A 14,104-nucleotide genomic window follows, 5' to 3' on the forward strand; every position below is an offset into this window, starting at 1 on the left:
AAAACATTCAATCATATGAATAAGCACACGCAGACCTCGACTCCCGGATTAGCCCGTCGCCTGGCTCTTTTCATACTGATCATCCTGATACTTGCAGTGGCTGTCATGCTGTGGAATTGGGCTGGTAAGCAGGGATACATTGCTGCAATGGAGCACTCTCTGACGAAATACCTGGCAGATGCAGATGTTTTCAGCAATCGTTCCCGCAAAATGCTTGACGAGCTTGAAGCGAGGAAAGCAGAAGTGGAACAGCGGTTAAATCTCCTTGAAGAAAATTTGCAGGCCGATCCTGCATTCTCCCCGGCAGTTGTTGAACTGCCTGCCGACGAAGGTAATGGTACCCGATCCGATGCCTGGATTCTGGGGGCGGTTGAACGCCTTATCGTCGCGACTGACCGTCAATTGCGATTAACCGGTGATGTGCGTTCCGCACTTGTCCTGCTGAAATACGCATACGAATTGCTGCAATCGAGTGATACTCTCGGTACTTCAAAACTGACTGTAATATTGACTGGAGAGATTGAACGACTGGAAACACAACCTGTCGTGGATGTTTCTGAAATTTCCCGGGATATTGACACGCTTGCAGCACAGATCGAAATGCTTCCACTGGCAATGGAAGCCCATCTGATCAGCATCGATTTGTCTGAAAAGTACAAGGATGTGCCCGAATCAGAATGGTGGCAGCGTTATCTGCGTGAAATCGGCGAGGATCTCAGTCGACTGGTCAAAATTGAAAAGACAGATCAGGGAATACCCTTATTGGCACCTTCTCAAGCTCACCTTCTGAAAGAAAACATCGGGTTGCAATTGATACTGGCCCGCTTTGCCTTGCTGACCCGGGATGAGGAGGGCTTTGGTTCCGCTGTGAAATCGGCATCAGACTGGATACAGCGGTATTTTGATATCGAGGCTCAGTCGGTTAGAGATGTACTGAAAGAGCTGGAGAGGCTGGCTAGCATCGATATCGGATCACGGTTGCCGGATACCGAAAAACTTCTGAAAGCCGTGCGTTAGAACTAACTTACCATGAAAGGGGAGGGGGATGAAGCTGGTATTGTGGGTGTTGGCACTGTTTGCGGCGGCGACCGCCATTGTATTGACCGCATATTACAATACGGGTTCGGTACTGTTTACGGTGCCGCCTTATAAAGTCGAGCTTGCGTTCAATACGTTTATTCTGATCTTGCTGCTTGCTTTTATCCTGTTTTATGCATTGCTGAGGGCGTTGTCCGGTTTGTCCGGTCTGCGCAACAGGAAAGTCGAACGGCTGACACGGTCCGGACTGAAGGCATTCTTTGAAACCCGCTATGACAGAGCTGTGGCGCTTTCGGAAAAGGCTGCCAGACTGGCGGACAAACCAACGATCAAGGCTTTAAACGCTGTTGTAGGAGCCCGGTCAGCTCATCAGCAGAGAAACTATGCACTGCGTGACCGTTTGCTGACTGTTGCCAGAGAGCAGGTACCAGCGGGCCGATCACTCGCATTGATTGCTCAAGCAGAGTTATTGCTGGATGAGGGGCGCCCTGGCGATGCGCTGGCTGCATTGCAGTCACTCTATTCGACCGGTGGCCTGCAAAGTACGGCAGTGCTGTTACTGGAGTTGAAAGCGCGTCAGATGGCCGGGAACTGGGATGCTGTACTGGAATTGACAAAAGTGCTGGCGAATCGTTCTGCTGTTGATAGAACTCTCATCGATGAACTGCGATTCCGCGCTCATCTGGAAAATATCAGAAAGAATGCGAAAGATATTGCCTCGTTGAGAAAATATTGGGGGAGTTTGTCGTGTCGGGAAAAACTCGATGGCAAACTTGCGGTAGCCGCTGCTCGTGCCCTGATTTCCCTGGGGGATAATGCTACAGCTCAGAAAATCATCGAAAACGGTCTGGATGTTCGGCCCTATCCGGAACTCGTGACGTTATATGCCGATTGTAAGAGTGGTGTGGTCAGCTGGCAGATACAGCGCGCAGAAAGCTGGCTTACGAAATATCCGAACAATGCCGGTTTGCTGCTGACGCTGGGAAGACTTTGCACTTATGGAGAGTTGTGGGGCAAGGCACAGAGCTACCTTGAAGCCAGCTTGTCAATCGAACCAGGATATCCGGTGCATCTTGCTCTGGCCCAATTGTTCGAGAGACTGGGCAAACAGGAAGCAGCGAGCGAGCATTATCGCAAAGGGCTTGATTTTGCCCTGAAACGGATTGGTACAGCCTGATTTATCAGGCTGTTTCCGGTCTGGAAGGAACGAATGCGTCGGAGAAGAAATTTTCACTTTGCAAGTTGCGCTGGTGAGTGAAATCATCAAAAGCAGCTTTTACCATGGCAGGCGCGCCACAGGCGTAAACCTGACAGTCAGACAACGTGTTCATGTCTTCCAGGACAGCCTGATGGACCAGGCCGCTTCTTCCCGGCCAATGATCGGTTATGAGTGGATCAGATAGCACCGGGATATAACTGAAGTTTTCATTCTCGACTGCCCATTTTTCAGCCAGATCATTCAAGTAGAGGCCATCTCTGGTTCGTGCGCCCCAATACAACCTGATTGTGTTGTGGGTAAAGCGAGTGTTTTCCGTCTGAAAAATATGTTCCAGCATGCTTTTTACCGGTGCGAAACCGGTGCCACCAGCAAGGAAGATAATGGGAGTGTCTTTCTTGGGTGCATCATGCAGAAAGAATGATCCCAAAGGGCCTTCGAACCGGAGGATATCTTTTTCCTTCATGTGAGAAAAAACGTATTCCGAAAATACCCCGCCCGCATAATTGCGGGTATGTAGCTGCAGAAATTCATCATTAGCGGGAGCATTGGCCAGAGAGAAGCTGCGGCGCTGACCGTCTTTCATCAGGATGTCGATATACTGGCCCGGTAAAAACTGCAATCGTTCATTTGCAGGCAGTTTCAGGTAAATAATCATGACATCGGATGCGACATGTTCCTGTTTGTGTACCCGACAAGGCATGGTGCGAATCCTGATGTCTTTGATTGCTTCGATTTCCTGGCATTCTATTTCCAGATCAGAGAGCGACCGGGCGCAGCAGAAGAGTGCCAGTTGCTGGTTTTTTTCCTGTTCCGTCAGCGTTTCTTCGTTATGAACGCCGTAATCGACGATCCCTTGTATAATTTTTCCTTTGCATGTGCCGCAAGAACCATTACGACAGCCATAAGGTAAGGACAATCCATAGCGTAGTGCTGTTTCAAGAATGGTCTCGGTGGCCGACTCAGTAGTGATGGTACGGTTGCTTGGTCTGAAGGTAATACGGTAAGACGCCATCGGGGAGGTATGATTTTAAATAGGGATTATGAAAAATAAGCTGTTGATCGTAGGATGTGGTGATGTTGCTTCAAGAGCGGCTGGTCTGCTCGAAAAGCGCTACCAACTGTTTGGTTTATGTCGCAGAGCAGAAAATTCCGGCCATCTGCATGCACTGGGTATCAGACCGATAGTGGGCGATCTCGATCAACCTGCAAGCCTCGACAAAATAGCCGGACTTGCTGCGCATAGGGTATTGCATCTTGCCCCGCCTCTGGGTCACGGCGAACGTGATACACGTACCTTGCACCTGTTGTCCGCACTTTCCAGACATTCATCAAAAACACAAACGAGAATACTACCACAACGGCTGATCTATATCAGTACCAGCGGGGTTTACGGGGATTGCAGCGGTAGCAGGGTCAGTGAAAGCCATCCGGTCAATCCAAAGAATGCACGTGCATTCAGGCGGCTGGATGCAGAACGTCAAGTCAGAAGCTGGGGGATCCGTAATCAAGTACAGATATCCATTCTGCGTGTACCAGGGATTTATGCACACAATCGGCTTCCGCTTGAGCGTTTACAACAAAGGACACCCGCGCTGTTGTCGACCGAGGATAGTTATACCAACCATATTCACGCTGATGATCTGGCCCGCATTATCGTGGCAGTGCTGCATCTTGGCAGGCCGGGCAGAATCTATCATGCAAGCGATGATTCCTGTTTGAAAATGGGAGAGTATTTCGATCTGGTGGCAGATCATTTTGCTTTGCCTCGCCCGGAAAGAATTACCCGTCAGGAAGCGCGGAAAGTGATCTCTCCGGGCCTCCTGTCCTTCATGCTCGAATCGAGACGTTTGACCAATGATCGCATCAAACGGGAATTGCGGGTTCGATTGCGCTACCCGACTGTTGCTGACTGTCTGGCAGAAATGAGAAAAATACCGGTTAAATCATTCTGAAATTTCTGCCGTAATAGCCATGATCCGAATCAGAAAACCAAAAGGGAACGGGTATGGCGACAGTTGCGGCATCAGAAAAGAAAATCAAGGAATTCAATTTTCTGTGGGAAGGAAAGGATAAAGCTGGCAAGGCTCTCAAAGGTGAGATGCGTGCTGCCGGTACCGTCGTAGTGACTTCCACACTGCGCCGTCAGGGCATCAGAGTGACGAAAGTCACCAAAGCCAGAGCTGGTGGAAGGATCACGGATAAGGACATAACACTGTTTACACGTCAGCTTGCGACAATGATGAAATCAGGGGTGCCTTTGCTGCAAGCATTTGATATTGTGGGTAAAGGACACAGTAACCGTGCTGTGGGAAAATTACTGATGGACATCAAATCTGATGTGGAAACGGGTAGCAGTCTGGCCAATGCCTTCAGAAAACATCCGCTTTATTTCGATTCCCTGTTCTGTAATCTGGTGGCCGCCGGAGAAGCTGCTGGTATCCTGGACAGCTTGCTGGACAGGTTGGCCACCTATAAGGAAAAGATTCAGGCAATTAAGGGAAAAATCAAATCAGCCCTGTTCTATCCTGTTTCGATTATTGTGGTTGCATCCATCATTACTGCGGTAATCATGATATTTGTGATCCCGGCTTTCAAAGAGCTTTTTCAGGGGTTTGGTGCCGATCTGCCTGCCCCCACCCTGATGGTGATGGCGATTTCTGATTTCTTCGTGGATTACTGGTGGGCGATTTTTGGAGGTGTCGGTGGCGGACTGTACGCATTCTTCTATACATGGAAGCGTTCTACAGTGGTGCAGCATGTGATGGATCGACTGGCGCTGCGGTTACCGATTTTTGGAGAAGTGATCCGTAAAGCTACTATCGCGCGCTGGTCTCGCACACTTTCAACCATGTTTGCTGCCGGTGTTCCTCTGGTCGAAGCGCTCAATTCCGTGGCGGGTGCGGCCGGAAATCAGGTGTATTTCGAAGCCACCCGAAATATACAGAATGAAGTCAGTACGGGCAGCAGTCTGGTAGATGCCATGACAGCCACCAGTGTGTTTCCTTCCATGGTGTTGCAGATGGTTTCCATCGGTGAGGAATCAGGTTCGCTTGATGCCATGCTCAGCAAAATTGCAGATTTTTTCGAGGCAGAAGTGGATGATGCGGTAGAAGCGCTCTCCAGTCTGATGGAGCCGATCATCATGGTCGTGCTGGGGACGCTCATTGGTGGAATGGTCGTTGCCATGTATCTGCCCATCTTTAAAATGGGGCAGGTCGTTGGCTGATAAGTTATTGCCATCTCTGAAACTGGATTGGAACGGACAGACAGTACATGAACTTTCTTGATACCCTGCAGACTTCACTTCTTTTTTTCGCTTCGTTTATCTCGATAATCGGCCTGATCCTGGGCAGTTTTCTGAATGTAGTGATTCATCGGCTGCCCGAGATGCTGAAACGTGAGTGGCAGCAACAATGTGCAGAACTGCGCGGGGAGCAGATAACAGCGCTGCCGGTGTATAACCTGGCCATACCGAGATCCGGTTGTCCGCAGTGTGGGCATAAAATTTCCATTTTTGAGAATATTCCGATCATCAGCTACCTTTTTTTGCGCGGGCAGTGTTCCGGCTGCCATACGCGTATTCCGTTCAGCTATCCTCTGGTCGAGGCGCTGACAGCTATTCTGAGCGGTCTGGCTGCCTGGCATTTTGGTTTCGGTGGCCTCCTGTTTGCTATCCTGATTTTTATTTGGGCGATGATCGTCCTGACCTTTATCGATCTGAATACCCAGCTTTTGCCGGATAGTATTACCCAGCCCTTGTTGTGGACGGGACTGATCGTCAATCTGAATAACGGTTTTACCGATGTTCATTCGGCCGTGATCGGTGCGGTTGCGGGTTATCTCACGCTCTGGAGCGTTTACTGGCTGTTCAGATTGCTGACCGGCAAGGAAGGTATGGGATATGGTGATTTCAAGCTGCTGGCTGCAATCGGTGCCTGGCTGGGCTGGCAATTGCTGCCACTGGTCATTCTGTTTTCTTCCGTAGTGGGTGCCGTCGTTGGTACAATTCTGATTTTATCTGGCGGCCATTCGAAAAACATGACACTTCCCTTTGGCCCCTATCTGGCCGGAGGCGGGCTGATCGCCCTGTTCTGGGGTAAGCAGATCAATCAGGCTTATCTTGCCATGTTCTGATAATGGCACTGATTATCGGATTGACTGGCGGAATCGGAAGTGGCAAGACCAGAGCAGCCGATTCGTTCAGGGAACTGGGCGTCGAAATCATCGATACTGACCAGATTGCACACGAACTGACACGTTCTGCCGGCAAGGCAATCAGACCGATCCGTATTGCATTTGGTGACCGTTTTATCCTGGACAATGGCTCACTGGATCGGTCAGCAATGCGCAGACTGGCATTTTCCGACGAAGCTGTAAGGCACCGTCTCGAATCCATACTTCATCCGTTGATTTATCAGGAAACTCTGCGACACCTTCCACTTATCCAAGCCGAATACGGTATTGTAGTCGTACCTTTACTGCTGGAAACCGGTAACTACCTCAAACTGGTGGATCGCGTGCTGGTGGTCGACTGTCCCGAATCCCTGCAGATCTCCCGCACTATGCTGCGCAGTAAATTGAGTGAACAGGAAGTGCGTGATGTGATGGCAGTGCAATGTTCTCGGGATGAACGTCTTGCGCGAGCAGATGATGTGATCGTGAATGATTCTGATGAGCAGCATCTGCAACAGCAGGTAGAGGAACTGCACCGGAAATACCTGGCGCTTGCCCGCAAACACGGCCTTTGAACGATTCTTGTAAGATGCGTGTATATTGCAGTTTTCTGCTATGCTTTACAGTTCCAACACCATTTTACTTACTGTGATCTGTTACGAATTACCCCTGAGTGAACGCATCCGCATGTTGTTGAGGTTGGAAGATCTGTTCGACAAGATTGATTTTTTCTCGGCCAGGGATACCTCCTTCGAACATCATGCTGTTCTGGTTGCGCTGTTTGAAATTCTTGACGTCACCAGCCGATCTGATCTTAAATCAGACCTGTTGCAGGAGTTGGACAAACAGCGGATCATGCTGGAAAGTTTACGCAGCAATCCCGAAGTATCAGAAAAAGCACTCAACCATATATTGCAGGATATTCATACTGCATTTCGGGGCCTGCTGGATATCCCGGGCCGAATTGGTGGACATTTGCGCGATGATGAATGGCTGATGAGCATCAAACAGCGTATGAGCATTCCCGGTGCTGCGTGTGAATTCGATCTGCCAGCCTATCATTACTGGCTGAATCTGGCTCCAGAAATACGCAGAGCAGATATCAAGGACTGGATCACGCCCTTTACCCCGATCCGCGGTGGAATCAATATCGTGCTGAATATGCTGAGAAACAGCGGTAAGAATTGTTATTACACCGCAGTTCAGGGATTATTCCAGCAGGCTGGTTCGGAGCATCAGGCACATCTTCTGAGGTTGCATATCAGCAGTGAATTTCCCTGTGTTCCTGAAATCAGTGCCAATAAATATGCTCTCAATATCCGCTTTGTTCCCTGGCGATCGGATCACAAGGTAGAAGTTTATGAAGAAGATATCCCTTTTGAGCTGACCTTCTGCAGTTTATGAGAATCAGTGCAGATGAATGGAGGTGATATTGAGTAAATCTCCAGTCGTAAATTGTCCCCAATGCGGTGAAATGGTTGTTTGGGATTCATCCAGCAAATATCGTCCCTTCTGCTCCGAACGGTGTAAATTGCTTGATCTGGGGCAATGGGCCACCGATAGTTATCGAATACCGGAAGAAGAACGGCCCCAGGAAGACGACACAGAAGCCTGATTTATCTTTTAATATTACTTATTGACTGTGTTGCTGGTATCTCGAATGTGCTGCAACAGCAGCACATTCCATAGTATTTGTATTTAAAACGCATGCAGTGCAATCAGAACTGCCGTTTTTGCATACCGATCAGGTGTAGTGAATCCTGCTTACTCTGATTGTTCAGATGCCATTTGCGAACCATGATCATGGTAATGGACACGAACAATCCAAACAGGATGATGACGGTATAAATATGCACATCGAACCAGATCAGTAGCGCATATAGTGACAACATGGTGAGAATACCGAGGTTTTCATTGAAATTCTGAACAGCGATGGAGTGCCCAGCACCCATCAGGATATGTCCGCGATGTTGCAGCAGAGCATTCATTGGCACTACGAAGAAACCTGCCAATCCACCGATGACAACCAGCAGCACAACTGATATCCAGAGATCTCGAGCCGTGATCATGAGAATTACCACGATGCCCATGACGATGCCGAGCGGAATGACATCCAGCGACCGGCGGAGTGAAACCAGCTTTGCTGCCAGTACGGCACCCAACGCAATGCCCACTGCAACGACTCCCTGCAGCAGTGCCGCCTGGTTTAACGCATAGCCAAGCGCTGTTTCAGCCCATTTCAGTACGATGAATTGCAGTGTCGCGCCAGCACCCCAGAACAAGGTGGTGACAGCCAGTGAAATCTGGCCCAGTTTGTCGAACCACAGCAATTTTACGCAGTGAACGAAATCATGAAATAGAAAAATCGGGTTCTTCTTGAGTATCCGGTGATCGATTCCGGTATCGGGGATGAACAAATTAGTGACGGCGGCAATGCCATAGAACAGCATGATGATTATGATGCTGGCGTCAACTGCTGTTTTGATCAGAGGGAGATCCAGAGAGAGCAGAACCGAAGCCACTGAAGGGGTGATGAGCAGGCCGCCGATGACTGTACCGAGAACGATCGATGCGACAGTCAGTCCCTCCATCCAGCCGTTGGCAATGACCAGTTTCTCAGGAGGCAGCAATTCCGTAAGGATGCCATATTTGGCCGGAGAATATGCAGCCGCCCCCAATCCGACGACTGCGTATGCCCCTAGTGCAGAAAACTGGTGTGCAGCAAAAAATAACAATATGCAACCGATAATCTTGATCGAATTACTGATGAACATGACTCGGCCTTTAGCCATGGAATCAGCAAAGGCACCGACAAGAGGCGCCAGCAATACATAAAACAGTACGAATACAAACTTAAGCATGGGAGTAAGGTACGCCGGTGCATGCAGATCGATCAGCAGGGCAATGGCCACGACCAGTAGCGCATTATCTGCCAGCGATGAAAAAAATTGTGCCCCCATGATGGTATAAAACCCGCGTCCCAAATTTTTCTCCTGGTCTGTTATCGATATCTCGAAGGACTGGCTCCGATTTCTTGCCAGAGGCCGCTTCAGCTTTGCAGCGTTATATCATGAAAATCAGGCAGGGCGAATTCCAGTTTTTAAATTATCGGTTTTGTTTGGTAAGGAAGGATGCACGGAGTATTGCAGCATTGTAAGCACTCATCGAAAATATGATGAAAATAGAATTTGAGAGAGTAAGCTTTCCGTAATGACGACAAATGAGAAAACAGCGTTAGAAGAATTGCCGGTGGCGCAGCCGCTGCCTGCTTTCTGGCAGGCAGCGGTTTGTTTTACGGGGATATTGCTGCTGATCGCGCTCGGTTTGTTTGTGTTTGAGATCAGCCTGCACACGCTGATTTTCCTGGCGCTGGTTTGGGCCGGTGTACACACACGTATTCTGGGTTATTCGTTCATTGCCATTCGCGGCATGATGAATGAAGGTATCGTCAGGGCATTACCGGCAATTTACATTTTCATGCTGATCGGCATGGTCATTGCCAGCTTTATGCAGAGTGGCACGATCGCGAGTTTGCTGTATTTTGGTCTCGACTGGCTCGATCCGGCGTTGTTTCTGGCTGCCGGATTCGTGTTGTGCAGCCTGATGTCCGTTGCAACCGGTACTTCCTGGGGAACCGCTGGCACTATCGGTGTAGTGTTGATCGGAATCGGTGATGCTATGGGTATTCCGCTGCCCTTGACAGCCGGCATGATCGTCTCTGGTGCAACGTTTGGCGACAAGCTGTCGCCAATATCCGATACTACCAACCTGGCTGCGATGAGTGCCGATACAAATTTGTACCGGCATATCGGTTCAATGCTGTATACCACGATGCCCACATTCGTGATCGTTTTGAGTATTTTTACCGTATGGGGCTTGCAGTATGGTGATCATCACCTGCCACAAGCGCATCTGGCCGAAATCCGCAGTGCCCTGGCAGATTCCTTTCGAATGAATGGTATGGTGACGTTGCTGCCACTACTGGTGATGCTTGGTATGAGCATCAAACGCTATTCTGCCGAAGTCAGCATGACGTGCAGTACCCTGCTGGCGCTGCTGATTGCTGTGGTTTATCAGGGCAGGAACGGTATCGATGTCATCAATGCCCTATGGTTGAACACACCTGGTGATACCGGTATCGCCAGTATTGATGAATTACTGGGGCGTGGCGGTTTATACAGTATGGCCTGGACTTTGCTGTTATCCATCATGGCACTGGCACTTGGCGGTATTTTGCATCATGCCGGTTTTTTGCAGGTGCTGCTGATACGACTGATCGCACCGATCAGACGGGCCAGTACTTTGATTGCAGCGACTATTGCCTCTGGTCTGGCTGGTAATCTGGTCATGGGGGAAGCCTATATTTCCATCATTCTGAGTTGCCAGTTGTTCAAGAAGGTTTATCAGGAAAAAAATCTGGATCTGGCAGTTTTGTCGCGTTCCGTTGAGGAGGGCTCTACCTTAACCACTGGCCTGATCCCGTGGACGACAGCCGGGGTTTTCTACACAGCAACACTGGGGGTACCCACTCTGGATTACGCTTCGTATGCGTTACTTAACCTGTTGAATCCTCTTATCTCAATTGGTATGGCGGTACTGGGAGTAGGTTTACTGCGTTCCAGGCATTATCAAAAAACAACCTGAAAATATGGAAAAAGAACTGGAAGACCGGAAATTAGCAGAATTGATGAATAGTATCAGGCATTACAGCACACTTCGCTTTGCCATGTTGACTGTCTATTTCGCGGTGACTGGTGGGTTGCTGGTGAAATTCTTCGATTGTGATTTTTCAGTGCATTATCCCGAATTGTACGGGTTGTTTCAGATTGCCGGGAGTATGGTTACCGCAGCATTCTTCATTTTTGAAGTTGTCCTGGATGATAATTTAAGGAAGTTGTGGGGGTCAGTAAAAAAGCTGGCAGGGGAGGAGGATGTTCTTCTGAGCCATCGTCAACCATGGAAAGGCTGCCTGGTTCCCTTGGCAACATACGGGATTTTCGTAGGCGTACTGATATTCTGGTTATTCATTTCCCGGAGTTACTACCCTTGTCAGCCGAGCGCATAAGGCTGTGTAGAGTGAAACGGTGATATCGAAAGAATATAGGAAATGAATCAGTGATTCACAAATTGCCAAAATGGGTCGAAATCGGGGGATTTCTGCTGGCATTCAACGCCGGTTATGTGAATGCCATTGGCCTTCTGGGATTCGAGCATCAGGCAGTTTCACATCTTACCGGTATCTCGACCTTTCTTTCACTGGAACTGGCCAATCATAATATGCAGGCAGTAGCGCATTTACTGCTGGTAATGGTTGGTTTTATCGTCGGGGCTGCTTATAGCGGTTTTATCATTGGTAATGTCGCATTGAAGCTCGGAAGAAACTATAGTCTGGCGTTGATAACCGAGTCATTCCTGCTTGGAATTTCCATGCTTCTGCTGAATCACGGTTCCCCGGTTGGCCATTATTTTGCATCCGCAGCGTGTGGGCTGCAAAATGCTATGACCAGTACTTATAGTGGCGCGGTTGTTAGAACTACTCATGTGTCGGGACTGTTTACTGATTTAGGGGTTGCTCTGGGTTTGAGGGTTCGTGGTCAGCCTGCTGATACCAGAAGAATAGTGTTGTATCTGATACTGATTATCGGATTTATATCGGGTGGAGTAGCGGGTGCAGTTTGTTTCGGACAGTACCGTTTCTCAGCAATACTGGTTCCCTGTATTGTTACGACCCTTCTTGGTGCCGGTTATTGGCTATTTACACATCAAATGTATTGGCGACTTAAATAATCGATGGAAGTTATAAAATCAGACTTGTTCAGGGTAATAATCGATCAATCCGATATCCTGTTTTCCAACTGAGGTTTTACAAATATAGAGCGATGCAGGTAATACCTGTTCAGCAACAAGAAAACCACAAGCTACCTTGCTTGAACATTAATCATTTCTTTGCAGGAGATTTCTATGGCATAGGGTATGTGGGCGATGTTGCCATTGCTTATGAAGCTGATTGAGAAGATATCATTTCTGGAAGTTCGAAGTCAGGCTATATAGGTACGTTCTGTCGATTATTTTTATAACCTTTTGTCATTTATCTCATGATAATCTAAACGTATATTCAATATATAGCGAATGTGGTTTGCATATTTGTGGGAGGAGGAAAATTATGCGAATTAAGCTTTTCTTGTTAGCTGTGTTGAGTTTGAGTGTTTCCTGTTTTGCTGAATCGGAGAGAAATCAGTCCGAATCGTCGCCAGAAGCCGGTCAAACGAAAAACATCTCGACCGGGAATAAACAACCGACACGGATCGAAGCAGGAAAGAAAGAAGCTGAATCACAGTCTTCACAAGAGACCAGCTTAGACAAAAAATCTTTGATGATCGACTATTGCAGAAAACATACTTGTTAGTTTAATAATATATTGTGCTCGGAGTTAATTCATGCAAACAAAAATAGTGGCGAACCTGGTTTCAATAATCTTTACGAGTTACGTGAGCGTTGCAATTTCTGCAGCACCTCACTGGTCTTATGATGAAGAACCCGATTGGGGTGCTCTTGAAGATGTTACTCGACCGGTGCCATTACGTTATCCTTATGCAGAATGCGGCATCGGCCAGCATCAGTCCCCAGTAGATCTGGCAGATGCAAGCATTGTTGATTCCAGATCGTTAAATAAACTTGCCGCAAAATATGGCACAGATACGCCGACTTTCTTTAACACAGGGCATGCCATACAGGTCAACACTTCCAAAGGTTTTACCGGGGGATTGAAAGTTGGGAAGGAGTTGCTACCATTGGTTCAGTTGCATTTCCACGAACCCAGTGAGCATGTTTCCGGCGGTAGAAAATTCCCTGCAGAATTACATTTCGTACATATTAATAAAGATGGAAGAATTGCGGTACTGGGTGTAGTGATCGATATCGGTAAAGAAAATGCTGCGTTCCAGACTATTCTTGACAATATGCCTCATCATGAAGGTGAAGCAAACTCAACTTCAGGAATCAGATTCAATCCGGAAAAATTATTACCTTCGGGGATGAGTGCTGCTAATTTGAAATATCTGACTTTAGCTGGTTCATTGACGACTCCGCCCTGCAGTGAGGGAGTGCAATGGTACATTCTAAAGAAATCGATCACAATTTCGGCTGCTCAACTGGAGCAGTTGAAATCTTTTTACCATAACAACGCCAGATCAGCACAAGATCTCCATGAAAGATCGATTCTTTCAAATTACTAAGTTGTTATGAGTCATTTTTTATCTTCCTCGGTAGAATTCCGGTAGCCGGGGAAGATTCTTGCTTGCATGAATTCTCCTAGATTTTATCGTAATTTGGATGTTTGCCAGTCTGGCAGTAGAAACATCACATTGTGGATTAAGCACCAGTAGTTCCCCTGGTTTTTACAGCCTCGCTTCACCTTGTCTTAATATCCCAAGCTAAGGTATAGTTCGCTCTGCTGATATTTCATCCAGGCAGGAGAGTGCACTGTATTAAGTAGATACAGTACAGTGTCACCGAAGGCGTAACCCCCCGGAATCGCTCAGGTGTGGCCGTAAGGCTTGAGTAACTGCTTGTGATTGGCAATCTGGAGAGTGCTGAAACAATTTCAGCCACCGAAGGGGCATGCGGGAAGTTGACCGTAAAACTCTCAGGTAAAAGGACAGAGGGGTAAGTTGA

15 protein-coding genes and 1 riboswitch are annotated in these 14,104 nt (G+C 48.1%); of the genes, 13 read left to right on the forward strand and 2 right to left on the reverse strand.

Annotated features, from left to right (window positions below):
• The first annotated feature begins 15 nt into the window (after positions 1 to 15).
• A complete protein-coding gene (locus ABUL11_RS03085; protein ID WP_350282398.1) occupies positions 16 to 1,017 on the forward strand; it encodes a uroporphyrinogen-III C-methyltransferase in 1,002 nt (333 codons plus the stop codon).
• Positions 1,018 to 1,045: 28 nt separating this feature from the next.
• Positions 1,046 to 2,215, forward strand: coding sequence for a heme biosynthesis protein HemY (locus tag ABUL11_RS03090; RefSeq protein ID WP_350282399.1), 1,170 nt, complete (start codon positions 1,046 to 1,048; stop codon positions 2,213 to 2,215).
• A 4-nt stretch (positions 2,216 to 2,219) separates the two neighbouring features.
• Here the strand turns inward: ABUL11_RS03090 and ABUL11_RS03095 are convergent, their stop codons facing one another.
• A complete protein-coding gene (locus tag ABUL11_RS03095) occupies positions 2,220 to 3,269 on the reverse strand; it encodes a CDP-6-deoxy-delta-3,4-glucoseen reductase (protein WP_350282400.1) in 1,050 nt (349 codons plus the stop codon).
• 28 nt (positions 3,270 to 3,297) lie between these two features.
• Between ABUL11_RS03095 and ABUL11_RS03100 the strand changes: the two genes are divergently transcribed.
• The 6 genes from ABUL11_RS03100 to ABUL11_RS03125 all read left to right on the forward strand — a co-directional run bounded on the left by ABUL11_RS03100 (position 3,298) and on the right by ABUL11_RS03125 (position 8,045).
• Positions 3,298 to 4,209, forward strand: a complete 912-nt coding sequence (locus ABUL11_RS03100) for an SDR family oxidoreductase (RefSeq protein WP_350282401.1) — start codon at positions 3,298 to 3,300, stop codon at positions 4,207 to 4,209.
• A gap of 53 nt (positions 4,210 to 4,262) precedes the next feature.
• Positions 4,263 to 5,483: a type II secretion system F family protein gene (locus ABUL11_RS03105; RefSeq protein WP_350282402.1), complete on the forward strand. Its 1,221-nt coding sequence runs from the start codon at positions 4,263 to 4,265 to the stop codon at positions 5,481 to 5,483.
• A gap of 47 nt (positions 5,484 to 5,530) precedes the next feature.
• Positions 5,531 to 6,391: a prepilin peptidase gene (locus ABUL11_RS03110; RefSeq protein ID WP_350282403.1), complete on the forward strand. Its 861-nt coding sequence runs from the start codon at positions 5,531 to 5,533 to the stop codon at positions 6,389 to 6,391.
• 2 nt (positions 6,392 to 6,393) lie between these two features.
• The gene (coaE, locus tag ABUL11_RS03115) at positions 6,394 to 7,005 is read left to right on the forward strand and encodes a dephospho-CoA kinase (protein WP_350282404.1); all 612 of its coding nucleotides are present in this window, start codon (positions 6,394 to 6,396) and stop codon (positions 7,003 to 7,005) included.
• Between the two features lie 73 nt (positions 7,006 to 7,078).
• On the forward strand, positions 7,079 to 7,834 hold the full coding sequence (gene zapD / locus ABUL11_RS03120) for a cell division protein ZapD (RefSeq protein ID WP_350282432.1): 756 nt from the start codon (positions 7,079 to 7,081) through the stop codon (positions 7,832 to 7,834).
• A 16-nt stretch (positions 7,835 to 7,850) separates the two neighbouring features.
• The gene (locus tag ABUL11_RS03125) at positions 7,851 to 8,045 is read left to right on the forward strand and encodes a DNA gyrase inhibitor YacG (protein ID WP_350282405.1); all 195 of its coding nucleotides are present in this window, start codon (positions 7,851 to 7,853) and stop codon (positions 8,043 to 8,045) included.
• A 103-nt stretch (positions 8,046 to 8,148) separates the two neighbouring features.
• Here ABUL11_RS03125 and lplT read toward each other — a convergent pair whose 3' ends face one another.
• The gene (gene lplT / locus ABUL11_RS03130) at positions 8,149 to 9,414 is read right to left on the reverse strand and encodes a lysophospholipid transporter LplT (RefSeq protein ID WP_350282406.1); all 1,266 of its coding nucleotides are present in this window, start codon (positions 9,412 to 9,414) and stop codon (positions 8,149 to 8,151) included.
• 226 nt (positions 9,415 to 9,640) lie between these two features.
• Here lplT and nhaC point away from each other — a divergent pair, with 226 nt between their 5' ends.
• From nhaC to ABUL11_RS03155, 5 genes are all read left to right on the forward strand, one after another.
• Positions 9,641 to 11,074 (forward strand): Na+/H+ antiporter NhaC, encoded by a 1,434-nt coding sequence (nhaC, locus tag ABUL11_RS03135; protein WP_350282407.1) that lies wholly within the window; start codon positions 9,641 to 9,643, stop codon positions 11,072 to 11,074.
• 43 nt (positions 11,075 to 11,117) lie between these two features.
• The gene (locus tag ABUL11_RS03140) at positions 11,118 to 11,495 is read left to right on the forward strand and encodes a hypothetical protein (protein WP_350282408.1); all 378 of its coding nucleotides are present in this window, start codon (positions 11,118 to 11,120) and stop codon (positions 11,493 to 11,495) included.
• A gap of 50 nt (positions 11,496 to 11,545) precedes the next feature.
• Positions 11,546 to 12,217 carry a YoaK family protein gene (locus ABUL11_RS03145; RefSeq protein ID WP_350282409.1) on the forward strand — a complete coding sequence of 224 codons (672 nt, stop codon included), beginning with the start codon at positions 11,546 to 11,548 and terminating at the stop codon, positions 12,215 to 12,217.
• Positions 12,218 to 12,593: 376 nt separating this feature from the next.
• Positions 12,594 to 12,836, forward strand: coding sequence for a hypothetical protein (locus ABUL11_RS03150; protein WP_350282410.1), 243 nt, complete (start codon positions 12,594 to 12,596; stop codon positions 12,834 to 12,836).
• A gap of 31 nt (positions 12,837 to 12,867) precedes the next feature.
• Complete coding sequence (locus ABUL11_RS03155; protein ID WP_350282411.1) at positions 12,868 to 13,665, forward strand: carbonic anhydrase; 798 nt, start codon at positions 12,868 to 12,870, stop codon at positions 13,663 to 13,665.
• A gap of 337 nt (positions 13,666 to 14,002) precedes the next feature.
• Positions 14,003 to 14,101, forward strand: a riboswitch (glycine riboswitch).
• Positions 14,102 to 14,104 lie beyond the last annotated feature (3 nt).

It is taken from the genome of Nitrosomonas sp., assembly GCF_040256045.1.
Classification (GTDB): domain Bacteria; phylum Pseudomonadota; class Gammaproteobacteria; order Burkholderiales; family Nitrosomonadaceae; genus Nitrosomonas.

Excerpts from the sequence above, each read along its gene's own strand:
- ABUL11_RS03105 (WP_350282402.1), top strand. The coding sequence starts at position 4,263 with ATGGCGACAGTTGCGGCATCAGAAAAGAAAATCAAGGAATTCAATTTT.
- ABUL11_RS03155 (WP_350282411.1), top strand. The coding sequence starts at position 12,868 with ATGCAAACAAAAATAGTGGCGAACCTGGTTTCAATAATCTTTACGAGT.
- ABUL11_RS03150 (WP_350282410.1), top strand. The coding sequence starts at position 12,594 with ATGCGAATTAAGCTTTTCTTGTTAGCTGTGTTGAGTTTGAGTGTTTCC.
- ABUL11_RS03095 (WP_350282400.1), bottom strand. The coding sequence starts at position 3,269 with ATGGCGTCTTACCGTATTACCTTCAGACCAAGCAACCGTACCATCACT.
- ABUL11_RS03100 (WP_350282401.1), top strand. The coding sequence starts at position 3,298 with ATGAAAAATAAGCTGTTGATCGTAGGATGTGGTGATGTTGCTTCAAGA.
- nhaC (WP_350282407.1), top strand. The coding sequence starts at position 9,641 with ATGACGACAAATGAGAAAACAGCGTTAGAAGAATTGCCGGTGGCGCAG.
- ABUL11_RS03090 (WP_350282399.1), top strand. The coding sequence starts at position 1,046 with ATGAAGCTGGTATTGTGGGTGTTGGCACTGTTTGCGGCGGCGACCGCC.
- ABUL11_RS03085 (WP_350282398.1), top strand. The coding sequence starts at position 16 with ATGAATAAGCACACGCAGACCTCGACTCCCGGATTAGCCCGTCGCCTG.
- ABUL11_RS03140 (WP_350282408.1), top strand. The coding sequence starts at position 11,118 with ATGAATAGTATCAGGCATTACAGCACACTTCGCTTTGCCATGTTGACT.
- coaE (WP_350282404.1), top strand. The coding sequence starts at position 6,394 with ATGGCACTGATTATCGGATTGACTGGCGGAATCGGAAGTGGCAAGACC.
- ABUL11_RS03125 (WP_350282405.1), top strand. The coding sequence starts at position 7,851 with ATGGAGGTGATATTGAGTAAATCTCCAGTCGTAAATTGTCCCCAATGC.
- ABUL11_RS03110 (WP_350282403.1), top strand. The coding sequence starts at position 5,531 with ATGAACTTTCTTGATACCCTGCAGACTTCACTTCTTTTTTTCGCTTCG.